We start from the raw sequence: 13859 nt of genomic DNA on the forward strand, positions 1-13859 counted from the left end.
TCCTGCTGTCGGGGTCGAACCGGTCGCAGCGGGAGGCGACAGGGCGGACAGCGCGGCGCCGGCCGGGACCATCGCCCCGCCCGCCCCGCATGTCCCGGTCTTCCCAGGTCTCCCGTCCGGTTTTCACCCTGAAAACAGCGCGAAATCGGGCCGGCCGCCGCGAATGGCCGCGATTTACGCCCCCTTGCGCTCGCGGCGCAAGGCCCATTTCACCGTGGTGCCGTCGGAGCCGGTATGCCCGTGGATCACGACCTGCGTGGTCCGCCGGTGCTCGCCGCCGCCGCCGAGATAGATGCTCTCGTCCAGCACGATGTTGCCGCCGGTGGCGCGCAGCCGCCATTCGGCCCCGCTCGGCAGCAGGAGCTGCACCACCCCGTTGCCGAGGAAGGCGGCCTGCACGGAGGGGTGCAGGTGGAAGCGCAGCGCGAAGGGCTGGTTCTCCGGCGTGGCGCCGATGACCGGCTCCAGCGTGTCCTCGCCGCGCAGGTCCTCGCCGTTGTCGGCGAGATAGACGCGCCGCCGGTGCAGGAAGCTGAAGTTCCGGGCATAGCCGTTGTGGGTGGCGACCACCAGCACGGCCCCGTCGGACTCCTGCCGCTCGCTGGCGACATGGGTGGGCCGGCGGCCGAGCCCGCCGGCCTCCAGCACTTCGGAGCTGTTGGTCTCGGCGAGCGTGACCGTGGAATGGGCCGCCGTGGCGGCCAGCGCCGGGCGCCAGGGGCCGCTGTCCAGCGGGTGGCTGCCGCAATTGACGATCATGCGCTCCTTGCCGACGGACACCTCCATCGACAGGGTGCCGGCGTGGGCGCGGGCGTCCAGGCCGGGCGGCGGGGGGGAGCCGCTGTCCATCAGCACCAGCGTGCGGCCGGCGATCAGCCGCTCGAAGCCGGTGTGCGACGCGCTTTTCAGCGGGCGGCCACGCGCGTCGGCCTGGGCCAGGACCGTGTCCACCAGGGCGGCGTCCTCCTCCGCCCCGCCGTTGAAGAGCGCGAGCCCGCCGTCGCCGTGCCGGAAGAAGCGCAGGGCCGGCGTCATGCGGTCGATGGTGTGCTGGAGCGTTTCCGACAGCTCGACATGGGCGACGCGCAGCACGGCGCGGATGTCGATCAGGTCGCGCAGGATGCGGAGCTGGACCGACGGGTTGCGCTCCACATGGCCGCCGTCGGCGAGGATCTGGCGCGGCAGCGCGCGGTCGAGCTGGCGCAGCGCCTCCATCCCGGCCTTCTCGTGGTCGGGCAGGCAGAAGCCGCCGTAGATCATGCCCTTCAGCGCGGTGATCAGCTCGGCCCCGCCGAGATTGCCGGGAACAACGCGGGTCAGGTGGCGGGTCTGGCGGGCCAGGCTGTGGAAGACTCGGGCGCGAAACTCGTCGTCGGCGGACGCGCAGTAGAAATCGTGCAATCCGATCCAGTTGGCGATGCGGGCACCCAGCACGTCGGGCGCCCAGCTCTCGGCACTCCAGGCGGCGTTGCCGTCGAGCCAGGAGAGGACGAGCTGGCGCGTGCGCCGCCGGGCGGCGTCGCCGCCGACCGCGCGCAGGTCGCGCAGCCACTCGAACCCGTGCAGGGCGGCCAGCCAGCCCTGCGTCGCGTTGGACGGAGCCCAGTTGGGCGCGCCGTTCGGGTCCATGCCGAGCCCCTGGCCTGCGAAGCGCAGCACGCCCGACAGGATGGCCGCACCCTGCCCGGCGTCGCCCGGCCAGGGATCGGGCGGCACCGCGGCCAGCACGGACGGCGCGCGGCCGCCCAGCGTCAGGGAATAGAAGGGGTTGCCGAAGGCGATCTGCGCCATTCCGCCCCGAAAACCGCTGTACCGGCGGCGCGCCTTCGTCATGGTGCCACCATGCGGCAGGCCCCGGACGGGGTCGGGGCTGGTCGGCGGAGCGCTCTGGTCATCACGGGAAGGCGGTCGGTGGGGGGCATCCCCTGTGTGTTAACAATAAGCCGCGTGCACCGCAAGCCGGCGGTAAGTTATTCCGATATACGCCGCAGCCGCGCCACGAAGAAACCGTCGATCCCGCCAAGCTCGGGCAGCATGCCGGGCAAGGACCGGACCTCGCCGCGCCCGTTGATCAGCTCGGACAGGCCGCCCAGCTCGCCGGGCGTGACGGGCAGCCGTTCCACCCGCGGATCCTGGGCGAGGATGCGGTCGATCTGCAATTCCCCCTCTTCCGGCTGGATGGAGCAGGTGCAATAGACCAGCGTGCCGCCGACCTTCACGAGGTCAACCGCGTGGGCGAGCAGCCGCGATTGCGCGCGGGCGAGCTTGGCGATGTCCTCGGGCTGCTTGATGCGCAGGATGTCCGGATGGCGCCGGATGGCGCCGGTCGCCGAGCAGGGCGCGTCGAGCAGCACGGCGTCGGCCGGCGGGCCGGGGTTCCAGGTCGCCACGTCGGCGGCGACGACCTCCGCCTCCAGATTGAGGCGGGACAGGTTCTGGGTGACCCGTTCCAGCCGCTTGGCCGAACGGTCCACCGCCACCACGCGCCCGCCAGCCGCGACGAGCTGGGCGGTCTTGCCGCCGGGTGCGGCGCACAGGTCGTAGACCAGCCGGCCCGTCAGGTCGCCGAACAGCTTGGCCGGCAGCGAGGCGGCGAGGTCCTGCACCCACCAGGCCCCTTCCTCGAAGCCCGGCAGCTCGGTGACCGGACCGCCGGTGGCGCGGCGCAAGGTGCCGGTCGGCAGCAGCCGTGCCTCCAGCCGCTCGGCCCAGCCCGCCGCATCGGCCTTGACGGTGATATCGTGCGGCGCCTCGTGCAGATGCGCCTCGACCAGCGCGCGGGTGCGCGGCAGGCCGTAATGCTGGCGCCAGCTCAGCCAGAGCCAGTCGGGCGTGTTGAGACGCCCGGCGTCCTGCGCCGCGGCCAGCTCCGCGCCCTCGCGGGTGATCCGGCGCAGCACCGCGTTGATCAGCCCCTTGTAGGGCTCCGCCCCGCGCGCCGCCGCCAGTTCCACCGCCGTGTCCACCGCCGCGTGCGGGGGCGTGCCGAGGAAGACGAGCTGAGCCGTGCCGAGCCGCAGCAGGTCGAGCACCGTCGCCTTGGGCAGGCCGGGCTTGGCGAGGCTTCCCTCGATCAGCGCGTCGATCTGGCCGAGCCGGCGCAGCACCGTGGCGACCAGCAGCCGCACGAAGCCGCGGTCGCGCGGCTCCAGCGATGCCATCTCGGGATGCGCGTCGAAGGCGTCGTCGAAGGGAACGTTCTTGCGCAGCACGTCGCGCAGCAGATCGAGGGCGATGCCGCGCGCGGCGAGGGTGGATTCGGTCATGGGCGTGGATGTAGTACGCCGGAAGGCAACTGTCGATGGCCGAGTATGCCGGGGCCGCGGGCCTACTCCTCCACCCGCTCGTAGGAACCGACGTCCTCGACCAGGAAATAGTCGCCCTCGCGGTCCCGGCAGCGCCGCAGGATGAAGCGGTTGGCCCCGCCCGCGCGCATCTCCCACAGCAGCCCGTCCTGCCCCTCCATGGGGCGCAACTCGATCTCGGCCGGCGGCGGGTTCTCGCCCAGCCGCTTCAGCGTGCGGTCGGCGCGCACCCGCTCGTCCGGCGGCAGCGCCCGCTTCACCCGCTCGTCGAAGCGGTCGCTCTTCACGTAGCGCGCCATGGCTCGGCCCCTGTTTCAGCCCGCATCGAGGCGGGAAAAGTCGGTGTTCCGTCCCTGCATCGGGCCGTCCGGAATGGTCGGCTCGGTGCGGACGCGCAGCACCATCAGGCGCCAGCGCAGGTCGCGGCACAGGACCCGCGCCTCCCGGTGCAGCGCGCGCGTCCGTGCGAGGAAGCCCGGCAGGCGGGGCATCAGGTCCCGCCGCTTGTAGGCGACCTCCTGCGTGAAGCGGTCGATGGCGCGCTCCGCCTCCTCCAGCGCCCGGGGAATGCGGACGGTCTCGAGAAGCAGCAGACCGTCGATCAGCGCGTCGAGCGCGGCCCCCGTCCCGCCGCGCGCCTCCGCCTCCAGGACGAGCGATTCGGCGGCCGCGCGGAAACGCCCGAAGCCGTCGGCGCCGTTCCGGCCGGCCTCCTCCAGCCGCAGCGGAAGCGCCTCGCGCGGCGACCGGGAATGGTCCTCGAAAAGCCAGCCGCCGTCGAACAGGCCGGCCAGGGCAAGCTCCGCCGGGACGAGAGCGGCGGGGTCATATCCAGGGGATAGGAGCATCGGCGTAGAATGTGAATCCGGACCCCGCTTGTCAAACGCGCCGTGGACGACTCCGCTCTTCCCGTGGAGCGGCCGTCCGGGGCTTCCCGGGCGCCGCCGGCGGTGATATGGGCTCGGCACCAGATCCCGGTCGGGCCGGTGGTCCGATGGCGGCCGCGCGGGCTGAAACCGGCCAAGCCAGAACCCATATTGAGTGTCATGACCGACAAGACCCCCACCCCCGACAAGAAGGCCGACGCCACGCCCCCCGCCGCCGACGCGGTGCAGGGCGACTCCGTCGCCGCCATCCCCGAACAGATGCCCGGCGAGATCGGCGGGCCCAAGGGACCGGAACCGACCCGCTTCGGCGATTGGGAGTTCAAGGGCCGCTGCTCCGACTTCTGATCGAAGGGATGGTTCCCTAGGACCTGCCGCCTACGAGCGCTTGCGGGATGCCCGCACACGAACGCGTGCAGGACCGAATTCCCTTTTGCCTTGCCGAGCCTTCCTGACGGGCTTACCCTGATATGCAGAGGTAATCCATTCTTGCGGGGAGGTCGGCTGTGTCGGGTGGAAGGCGTGCTGCCCTGCTGGCGCTTGCCCTGCTCGCCGGGACCATAGCCGAGGCCGGCCCCGCAGTGCTGCCCGGCCCGATCCCGGCCGAGGTGCTGGAGGTCATTGATGGCGACACCATCGCCGTGCGCGCCCTGATCTGGCTTGGCCAAGTGGTGGAGACCAACGTCCGCGTGGACGGAATCGACACGCCCGAGTCCCGCGCCCGCTGCGACCGTGAGCGCAAGCTCGCCGCCGAGGCCAAGGACCTGACCCGGCGCCTCGTCGGCACCGGCCCAGTCGCGCTGATGGACGTGCAGCCCGACAAGTTCGGCAACCGCGTCCGCGCCCGCATCGTCACCCCCGACGGCCTCGAACTCTCCCAGTCCCTGATCAAGGCCGGCCTCGCCCGCCCCTACAAGGGCGAGAAACGCCAGCCCTGGTGCGAGGCCGTGGGCGCGGGGTGAAGAGGCGGCCGAACGACCCCTCAGTAATCGAGCGGCACGCCGCGCTTCTTGGCGACGAGATCGAAAGTGGTCTTCTCACCGTTCGCGCGGCGGACGATCAGATCGATTTTCTCGTCCACCAGGGCCTCGATCTGCCGGCGGGAACGCTCCCGAGGGATGATGATCTCCTCGGTGTCGTCCGCCACTTCGGCATAGAGATCGATGTCTCCCCGGTCGTCACCGAGCGCACGCGCCCCGAAGACCCAGAGCTTCACGTCCGGGCCGAAGTTGCGGCGCATGACAAACCAGATCGCTTCCTTCTGATCCTGCGTCAACGCGACCGCCATGAGCCGGCTTCCATTCCGTTTTAATTTTCAAAAAATTCGAATTTTTATAGAGAGACGGAGCAGCTCGTACACAGCCTTTGAGCGCTCAGCAAGCCGCTTCCTTCTCCTGGTGAGGCTTCAACCTTCTGTTGAAAAGGCCGCTTGCTGGCTCATGGCCTCCGAGCATCCAGCCGTAGTCTCAATAGCCGGTTCGCCCGCCAAGCCATCGCACCGCTTCGCGGATCTCCTCCGCCTCACCGCTAAAGAGCGGAATGAGCGCGTCGACCAGAGGAGGATTCTCCCGAACGCCCGCATCCCACAACAGCGCCTCCATGGCGCGGGCAGTCGCAGGATCGGACCATGGGGTCTTGGCACCCTGCCATAGCCACTCCTCCCGGCCCTCGTGCTGGATCCAGAGCCAGGGCGGTAGCGGCTCCGGCACGGTATTGGGCCGTAACCGCCAAAGCGGTGCATAGTCCCGCGAGAACAATACCACTGCACCGTCCGGTTCCGTCCACCTCCCGTAAGGAAGGCGCAGGCGCTGCGGCACGAAAGGCCGCGCATTGCCGGCCGGTCCGATCTCATTGTCGGCGACAAGGGCGGTCCCGCCGTCGATAAGGAGGCGTACGGTTCCTCCACCACGCCGAAGCAGGTAGGCGCTTGAGCCTTTTGGAACGCGGAGTTCGTCCGTTTTCACACGGACCAGATGCTCATCAAACTCGTCCAAGTCAAGCCGCGGGCGCTGGAGCGTCGCGGGCTGCTCGACCCGGCAGCGGGTCACTTCTCGTCCACCCACTTCCATGGTGATGATGGTACCGACAGGGGCTACAGCGACCGCCGTAGCAAAACGCTCGCGCGCGACCGTAAGGCTTTCAGTTTCCTCGTCGCCCCAGGGCTGCGGAGGCTTTCCAGGCACTGTTGCCAAAATGCGCGCGACAGCCATGGAGCCTACATCTCTCTATGTTTAGCTCCCCCATGCTGCACCACCAGCACATGGCTGTCTATTCCAGACAATAGCGCCAAAAGGCCACGCAACTCACCCAGTTGACGGCTAAAGATCACCCGAAGCGCTTCAGGTCCTCCTGGTCGTGGGAGCAGAAGACGCGGACCTCGCCGCCATGGCCGCGCAGGAGGCCGCGCAGCCGTTCCTGGTTGGCGAGGCGGGAGTCGCGGTCCACCTCCATCATCCTTTGGTAACCGGCGAAGCCCGGCGGGCAGTGGGGGGCGTCCAGGTCCATTTCGCCGTGGAAGAAATAGGCGTCGCCGGCGTGCAGCAGCCAGCCCTGCCCGTCCCGCACCGCCACGCCGCAATGGCCCCAGGTATGGCCGACCAGGGGGATCAGCAGGATCTCCGGCGGCAGGCCCTTCAGGTCGCGCACGGCCTCGAAGCCGAACCAGTCCTCGCCGCCGGGTCGGTAGCTCTGCCAGTTCACGGCCTCGTCCCACTGGCGGGGGCGGTAGCGCTGGCTGGCGATGATGCCGTTGCGCTCGCCGCGCGCCGCTTCCAGCTCGCGGGCGAAGACATGGACGGTGGCGTTGGGGAAATCCTCGATGCCGCCGGCATGGTCGAAGTCCAGATGCGTCACCACGATGTGCCGCACGTCGCCGGCGGAGAAGCCCAGCCGCTCCACGGCACGGAGCGCGGTGTCCTCCTCGCGGAGTTGGACGTTGTTGGTGGTGACGAAGAGCGGGCTGAGGCGGGAGAGCGGCTGGCGCACGTCGTCGATGCCGAAACCGGTGTCCACCAGCACCAAGCCCTGCTCCGTTTCGATCAGCAGGCAGTGGCAGACGAGGTTGGCGGTGATCCCGTCGCTGACGCCGTCGAACAGCTTGCCGCCGAGCGGGCACATGGTCCCGCAGTTCAGATGGTGAATGCGCATGGCCGCCGTCCCCTTCCGCGCTGGTCCGCCTGCCGGGGCTCCGACCTTCGGACGTCCGGCTTTCCGGCGTCCAACAGAAGCGCGGGCCATGCCGTTCCACGCCTCAAGGCCTGAAAAAGGAACCGGGGGCCGCGAAGGCCCCCGGTCCTGAAACACCAACCGTTCCGGCGCCGGTCAGCCGCGGTTCATGCGGTTTTCGACGAGGTCGTTGACCACGCCCGGATCGGCGAGCGTGGAGGTGTCGCCCAGCGCCTCGTGCTCGTTCGCGGCGATCTTGCGCAGGATGCGGCGCATGATCTTGCCGGAGCGGGTCTTGGGCAGGCCGGGCGCCCACTGGATCAGGTCGGGCGAGGCGATCGGGCCGATCTCCTTGCGGACCCAGTTCACCAGTTCCTTGCGCAGCGCCTCCGTCGGCTCCTCGCCGGCGTTGAGCGTGACGTAGGCGTAGATTCCCTGGCCCTTCAGGTCGTGCGGGTAGCCGACGACGGCGGCCTCGGCGACCTTCGGGTGGGCGACCAGCGCGCTTTCGACCTCGGCCGTGCCCATGCGGTGGCCGGACACGTTGATCACGTCGTCCACGCGGCCGGTGATCCAGTAATAGCCGTCGGCGTCGCGCCGGCAGCCGTCACCGGTGAAATACTTGCCGGGGAAGGTCGAGAAGTAGGTCTGGACGAAACGCTCGTGGTCGCCGAACACCGTGCGCATCTGACCGGGCCAGCTGTCGGCGATGCAGAGGTTGCCCTCCGTCTCGCCTTCCAGCACATGGCCGTCGTTGTCCACGATCTCCGGCTTCACGCCGAAGAAGGGCTTGGTGGCGGAGCCCGGCTTCTGGCCGATCGCGCCGATCAGCGGCGTGATCAGGATGCCGCCGGTCTCGGTCTGCCACCAGGTGTCCACGATCGGGCAGCGCCCCTCGCCGACCACGTTGTGATACCAGAGCCAGGCCTCCGGGTTGATCGGCTCGCCGACCGAACCCAGCACGCGCAGGCTGGCGCGCGAGGTCTTCCTCACCGGCGCCTCGCCCTCGCGCATCAGGGCGCGGATGGCGGTGGGGGCGGTGTAGAAGATGTTGACCTTGTGCTTGTCGATGACCTGCCAGCAGCGCGACACGTCCGGGTAGGTCGGCACGCCCTCGAACATCAGGGTGGTGGCGCCGTTGGCGAGCGGGCCGTAGAGGATGTAGCTGTGGCCCGTGACCCAGCCCACGTCGGCCGTGCACCAGTAGACGTCGCCGTCCTTGTAGTCGAAGACGTACTGGTGCGTCATGGACGCGTACACCAGATAGCCGCCGCTGGTGTGCAGCACGCCCTTCGGCTTGCCGGTCGAGCCGGAGGTGTAGAGGATGAAGAGCGGGTCCTCCGCGTCCATCGGCTCCGCCGGGCAGTCGGCGGAGACCGACGCGCATTCGTCCCCGTACCAGAGGTCGCGCCCTTCCTGGAAGGCGACCTCGCCGCCCGTGTGCTTGACCACCAGCACGGTCTTCAGGTCGGGGCACTGGGCCGCGGCCTTGTCGGCGTTGACCTTCAGCGGCACCTTGCGGCCGCCGCGCAGGCCCTCGTCCGCGGTGATCAGGAAATGGCTGCCGCAGTCGACGATGCGGTCGCGCAAGCTGTCGGGCGAGAAGCCGCCGAACACCACGGAATGGATGGCGCCGATGCGGGCGCAGGCCAGCATCGAATAGGCGGCCTCCGGGATCATCGGCAGATAGATGGTGACGCGGTCGCCCTTCTTGACCCCGTGCTTCTTCAGCACGTTGGCGAGCCGGCAGACATTCTCGTGCAGCTCGCGGTAGGTGATGTGGCGCGAGACGCCGGGGTCGTCGCCCTCGAAGATGATCGCCGTCTGGTCGCCGCGCGTGGCGAGATGGCGGTCGATGCAGTTGGCCGACACGTTCAGCTGGCCGTCCTCGAACCAGCGGATGTGGACGTCGCCGGTGTAGCTGACGTCCTTCACCTTCGTGTAGGGCTTGATCCAGTCGAGCCGCTTGCCCTGCTCGCCCCAGAAGCCCTCCGGATCCGTGATGGATTGCTGGTAGAGCCGGTTGTACGCCGCCTCGTCCACCCAGGCCGCCGCGGCAACCTCGGGCTTGACGGGAAAATAGGTCTGGTCGGTCATGGGGTCGCGGTTCCTTTGCGCTTCTGGTTGGGTCCGAAGAGCTTTTTGTTGTGCAACGGAAAGTCGCTCTTGTTTCAGCGCATTATCCACATCGCCGCCCGGCTCGACAAGCGGCGAGGGCGCATTGTCCGTGGTCCGAACGGTCCCGCACCCCCCCACTTTGGTCCAGGGGGGCCGCCTTTTTCCCCATCCTTGACAGCGATTGACTTGCGCTTAACCCCGCCTTAACCGGCGCCGGCCTAGAGTGCGCCCGTATTCACCGCCCATTTCCAGATCACCGGCGCGACAGGCACAGCAGATGTCCAGCACGACCAACGCGGATGGCACCACCGGCGGCACCGGAGATCTGGTCGCGCAGCTCAGCCGCATGAGCAACCGGACCAGCCTGATGGTGATCGACGCGACGCTGAACGCCCTGCGCCCCGCCGGCCAGGAGGGCGGGACCGGCTACGCCGACGCCGCGGCCGAGGTGCGGGCCTTGGCCAAGCGGATGGGGCAGGCCACCGCCGACTTCCAGGCGACCGTCTGCCAGCCGGCGGAGTAGGCCCGGAACGCCGCAGCCGCGGGACGGAAAAGCCGGCGACCGCGCGCCGGGCTGTCGCGGGACCCCGGTCTTGCGCTATGGTCCTGCTGCCATGATCGACCTCACCATCGCGCCGGACGACCTCCGCATCGCCTTCGCCTGCGCCGACACCGACGAGGCGCGCAGCGCGCGCCTGCGGCTGGCGCACCGCTACGGCAATTCCCCCTTCGACGAGGCGGACGTCATCGTCGCGCTGGGCGGCGACGGCTTCCTGCTGGAAACGCTGCACCGGGCCATCCGGCAGGACCCTTTCAGCCCCAAGCCGGTCTATGGCATGAACCGGGGCTCGGTCGGCTTCCTGCTGAACACCTTCCGGGAGGAGGATCTGCCCCAGCGGATCGCCCAGGCCCAGCGTGTCACGCTCCACCCCCTGCGCATGGATGCCACGCGCGTGAACGGCGAGACGGTCGAGGCGCTGGGCATCAACGAGGTGTCGCTGCTGCGCGAGACCCGCCAGGCGGCGAAGCTCAAGATCAGCATCGACGGGGTGGTGCGGCTGGAGGAGCTGATCTGCGACGGGGTGCTGGTCGCCACCCCCGCGGGCAGCACCGCCTACAACCTGTCGGCCCACGGCCCCATCGTGCCGCTCGGCGCCGGCATCCTGCCGCTGACCCCCATCAGCGCCTTCCGCCCCCGGCGCTGGCGCGGCGCGCTGCTGCCGCACCGGGCGCGGATCACCATCGACATATTGGAGAACGTCAAGCGCCCGGTCAGCGCCGTGGCCGACAGCACCGAGGTGCGCGAGGTGATCCGGGTGGAGATCGCCGAACAGCGCAAGGTCGCCCTGACCCTGCTGTTCGACCCCGAACTGAACCTGGAGGAGCGCATCCTCAAGGAGCAGTTCACGCCCTGATGATGGCGTCGCGGGCGGCGGAACGCCGCGGCGTGGCGAGGGGGCTGGAAGGTTGCGGAGGCCTTCGTCATATTGGTGGTTCGTCCGTGCGGCCGGGGGCCGTCCGGGACGGACCCAACGACCGGGGGCCTGCCCACGCCTTGCCACTGATCGACACGCATTCGAGCCCGGGCGCCGATCCCGGACTGGACCCGGCGCTTCCGCCGGTGGTCGAACTGACGCCGCCGGACATCGCGCCCTACCGCCGCGGCAACACCGGCGTCGATTACGTGACGACGCTCGACAGCGGGCGGGACGGGCCGCATCTGCTGATCAACGCGCTGGTCCACGGCAACGAGCTTTCCGGCGCCATCGCCATCGACGGGCTGTTCCGCATGGGGCTGCGGCCCAGCCGCGGGCGGCTCACGCTGGCCTTCGCCAACACCGCCGCCTACGCCACCTTCGACCCGGCGCACCCCTACCTGTCGCGCTGCCTGGACGAGGATTTCAATCGGGTCTGGTCGCCGGCGCTGCTGGACGGCCGCCGCGACAGCGTCGAGCTGCGCCGTGCCCGCGAGCTGCGGCCCGTCTACGAATCCGCCGACGCGATCCTCGACCTGCATTCGATGAGCAACGACACGGCACCGCTGATCCTCTGCGGCCGCACGGCGCGTGGGCGCGATCTCGCCGTGCGGATGGGGCATCCGGCCTGGATCGTCGCGGACGAGGGGCACGCGTCGGGGCGCCGGCTGATCGATTACGGCGGCTTCGCGGCACCCGGGGGCGTGCGGACCGCCCTGCTGGTGGAATGCGGCCAGCATTGGCGCAAGGAGACCGCCGCCGTCGCGCTGGAAAGCTGCCTGCGCTTCCTGCTGGCCTTCGACGCCATCGACCCCGCCCTGGCCGCGCCCCACCTGCGCCGCCGCGCGGACCGCCAGCGCTTCGTGGAAGTCACCGAGGCCGTGACGGCGGGCGAGGCGGAGTTCCGCTTCGCCGCCCCCTTCGTCGGCATGGAGGTGCTGGAGCGGGCGGGCACGCCCATCGGCTGGGACGGCGACCGCCCGGTCCTCACCCCCTACGACGGCTGCGTCCTGATCATGCCCGCCCGCCGCCCGCGCGCCGGCCAGACAGCCGTGCGGCTGGGGCGGCTGGAACCATAGCCGGACAGCCGGACAGCCGGACAGCCGGACAGCCGCCCCTACTTGGACGGCTTGCCCTTGGTCCAGGCGGCTTGCGTGTTGAAGAGCGGCACGGTGGAGATCGACATCTTGGCCGAGGCGTCCTTCACCTGGCGGCTGTAGACGACATAGACCAGCGTGTCGTTCGCCCGGTCGTAGATGCGGCGGATGGCGATGGACTTGAAGACCAGGCTCTTGCGCTCGGAGAAGACCTCTTCGCCCTTGGCCGAGACCTCGATGTCCCCGACCGTGACGGGGCCCGTCTGGCGGCAGGCGATGGAGGCGTTGGAGGGGTCCTCGAACCAGTTCCCCTTGGTCAGCCGGTCGAGCATGCTGCGGTCGAAATCGACGAGATGGCAGGTGACGCCCTGCACCTTGGGATCGGCCACCGCCTGCACCTCCAGCCCGTTGCCGGTCCAGTCGTTGGAGAAGCGGCCGACCACCTCGTCGGCCCGCGCCGCGCCGGGCGCCAGCGCCAGCAGGGACAGGGCAAGAACCAACAGGCCGCCGCGCGCGTTATTGGACTGAATCGGGCTGCGCATCAGGGATCTCCGGGGCTGGACGGGCCGGGGACGATGGCTCGACCCCAGGATACCCCTAAATGGGAGGGGGCGCCCAGCCGTCAAGCGCCGCCCGCCCGGAGCGCACCGCCTTCATGGTCGAGCGGACCTTCGATCCCCCCCGTCGCACCCCTCCCATCGAGGAGCCGGCACCGCCCGTGACCGACCCCGTGCCGCCGGCCCGCCACCCGCGCGACCCGATGCGCGTGGTGCTGGTCGGGATCTTCGTGATCGCCGTGCTCTACACCATCCATTTCGGCCGGGACGTGCTGCTGCCGATCATGCTGTCGCTGATCCTCAGCCTCTTGCTGCGCCCCTGCGTGCGCGCGCTCTACCGGATCGGCTTTCCGGAATGGTTCGGGGCCGCCGTCATGGTGGTCCTGGTCTTCGGGCTGGGCGGGCTGGGGGCCTACACCCTGTCCCAGCCGGCCGCCGACTGGATCGAGCGGGTGCCGCGCGTGGTGAGCGAGCTGGAGTTCAAGCTGGGCGACATCCGCGAGGGCATCGACCGCGCGCGCGAGGCCTCCCGCCATCTGGAGAGGATCGCGTCGGAGGGCGACGCCGGCGCCCCGCGCGAGGTGGTGGTGCGCGGCCCGAGCCTGGCCGAGCAGATCCTGGAACAGGTGGAGATGGTGATCACCAACGTCGTGATCATGCAGGTGCTGCTGTACTTCTTCCTGGCGCGCGGGCGCCAGACGCTGGAGGCGCTGATCGGCACCATGCGCGACGTGGACGACCGCGTCCATTACGCCATCGTCGCCGCCACGGTGCAGCAGAACATCGCCGCCTATCTGGCGACCATCACCGTCATCAACTTCTTCCTGGGGCTGGCCACGGCGGCCGTGATGTGGGCGCTCGGCGTGCCCAACCCGGGACTGTGGGGGGCCATGGCCGGCCTCATCAACTACATACCCTTCATCGGGCCGGCGATCATGACGGGCGTGCTGTTCATCGTGTCGCTGCTGACCTTCGACGGGCTGTTCAACATCCTGATGCCGCCGCTGCTGTTCGTGGCGCTCACCACGCTGGAGGGCAACTTCCTGACGCCGATGATCGTCGGCCGCCGGCTGTCGCTGAACCCCATCGCGGTCTTCATCTCGATCCTGTTCTGGGGCTGGATCTGGGGCGTGCCCGGCGCGCTTCTGGCCGTGCCGATCCTCGCCATCATCAAGATCCTGTGCGACGCTCACGAGCCGGCGCGCGCCGTCGGCGCCGTGCTGGGTCAATGACGGACCGGCGTGAGGGCGGCGCGGCA

Annotated in this window: 15 protein-coding genes; 6 read left to right on the forward strand and 9 right to left on the reverse strand. The window is 69.7% G+C overall.

Going from position 1 to position 13859, the window contains the following annotated elements; genetic code table 11:
* Positions 1–174: 174 nt before the first annotated feature.
* From JUB11_RS05995 to JUB11_RS06010, 4 genes are all read right to left on the reverse strand, one after another.
* Positions 175–1833 carry a heparinase II/III family protein gene (locus JUB11_RS05995; RefSeq protein WP_207457216.1) on the reverse strand — a complete coding sequence of 553 codons (1659 nt, stop codon included), beginning with the start codon at positions 1831–1833 and terminating at the stop codon, positions 175–177.
* A 137-nt stretch (positions 1834–1970) separates the two neighbouring features.
* Positions 1971–3266 carry a 16S rRNA (cytosine(967)-C(5))-methyltransferase RsmB gene (gene rsmB, locus JUB11_RS06000; protein WP_207457218.1) on the reverse strand — a complete coding sequence of 432 codons (1296 nt, stop codon included), beginning with the start codon at positions 3264–3266 and terminating at the stop codon, positions 1971–1973.
* Between the two features lie 62 nt (positions 3267–3328).
* On the reverse strand, positions 3329–3604 hold the full coding sequence (locus tag JUB11_RS06005) for a hypothetical protein (protein ID WP_207457220.1): 276 nt from the start codon (positions 3602–3604) through the stop codon (positions 3329–3331).
* A 15-nt stretch (positions 3605–3619) separates the two neighbouring features.
* Entirely contained in the window at positions 3620–4153 is a 534-nt protein-coding gene (locus tag JUB11_RS06010) for a hypothetical protein (RefSeq protein ID WP_207457223.1), read from the reverse strand.
* Between the two features lie 198 nt (positions 4154–4351).
* Between JUB11_RS06010 and JUB11_RS06015 the strand changes: the two genes are divergently transcribed.
* Both JUB11_RS06015 and JUB11_RS06020 read left to right on the forward strand, forming a co-directional pair.
* Positions 4352–4537, forward strand: coding sequence for a succinate dehydrogenase assembly factor 4 (locus tag JUB11_RS06015; protein ID WP_207457225.1), 186 nt, complete (start codon positions 4352–4354; stop codon positions 4535–4537).
* Positions 4538–4695: 158 nt separating this feature from the next.
* Complete coding sequence (locus tag JUB11_RS06020; protein WP_207457227.1) at positions 4696–5151, forward strand: thermonuclease family protein; 456 nt, start codon at positions 4696–4698, stop codon at positions 5149–5151.
* A gap of 20 nt (positions 5152–5171) precedes the next feature.
* Here JUB11_RS06020 and JUB11_RS06025 read toward each other — a convergent pair whose 3' ends face one another.
* The 4 genes from JUB11_RS06025 to acs all read right to left on the reverse strand — a co-directional run bounded on the left by JUB11_RS06025 (position 5172) and on the right by acs (position 9451).
* A complete protein-coding gene (locus JUB11_RS06025) occupies positions 5172–5477 on the reverse strand; it encodes a nucleotidyltransferase domain-containing protein (protein WP_207457229.1) in 306 nt (101 codons plus the stop codon).
* A gap of 178 nt (positions 5478–5655) precedes the next feature.
* Complete coding sequence (locus JUB11_RS06030; RefSeq protein ID WP_207457231.1) at positions 5656–6399, reverse strand: hypothetical protein; 744 nt, start codon at positions 6397–6399, stop codon at positions 5656–5658.
* A 115-nt stretch (positions 6400–6514) separates the two neighbouring features.
* Positions 6515–7336: an MBL fold metallo-hydrolase gene (locus JUB11_RS06035; RefSeq protein ID WP_207457233.1), complete on the reverse strand. Its 822-nt coding sequence runs from the start codon at positions 7334–7336 to the stop codon at positions 6515–6517.
* 174 nt (positions 7337–7510) lie between these two features.
* Entirely contained in the window at positions 7511–9451 is a 1941-nt protein-coding gene (gene acs, locus JUB11_RS06040) for an acetate--CoA ligase (protein WP_207457235.1), read from the reverse strand.
* A gap of 298 nt (positions 9452–9749) precedes the next feature.
* On the opposite strand from acs, the gene JUB11_RS06045 reads away from it, so the two are divergent.
* The 3 genes from JUB11_RS06045 to JUB11_RS06055 all read left to right on the forward strand — a co-directional run bounded on the left by JUB11_RS06045 (position 9750) and on the right by JUB11_RS06055 (position 12026).
* Positions 9750–9995, forward strand: a complete 246-nt coding sequence (locus JUB11_RS06045; protein ID WP_207457237.1) for a hypothetical protein — start codon at positions 9750–9752, stop codon at positions 9993–9995.
* A gap of 91 nt (positions 9996–10086) precedes the next feature.
* Positions 10087–10887, forward strand: coding sequence for an NAD kinase (locus JUB11_RS06050; RefSeq protein WP_207457239.1), 801 nt, complete (start codon positions 10087–10089; stop codon positions 10885–10887).
* 140 nt (positions 10888–11027) lie between these two features.
* Positions 11028–12026, forward strand: a complete 999-nt coding sequence (locus JUB11_RS06055; RefSeq protein WP_247886873.1) for a succinylglutamate desuccinylase/aspartoacylase family protein — start codon at positions 11028–11030, stop codon at positions 12024–12026.
* Between the two features lie 38 nt (positions 12027–12064).
* On the opposite strand, the gene JUB11_RS06060 is transcribed toward JUB11_RS06055, so the two are convergent.
* Positions 12065–12586 carry a CreA family protein gene (locus JUB11_RS06060; protein WP_207457241.1) on the reverse strand — a complete coding sequence of 174 codons (522 nt, stop codon included), beginning with the start codon at positions 12584–12586 and terminating at the stop codon, positions 12065–12067.
* A 59-nt stretch (positions 12587–12645) separates the two neighbouring features.
* Between JUB11_RS06060 and JUB11_RS06065 the strand changes: the two genes are divergently transcribed.
* The gene (locus tag JUB11_RS06065) at positions 12646–13833 is read left to right on the forward strand and encodes an AI-2E family transporter (protein ID WP_247886874.1); all 1188 of its coding nucleotides are present in this window, start codon (positions 12646–12648) and stop codon (positions 13831–13833) included.
* The last annotated feature ends 26 nt before the right edge of the window (positions 13834–13859 follow it).

The organism is Azospirillum sp. SYSU D00513 (genome assembly GCF_017356015.1).
In the GTDB taxonomy this organism is placed as follows: Bacteria; Pseudomonadota; Alphaproteobacteria; order Azospirillales; family Azospirillaceae; genus Azospirillum.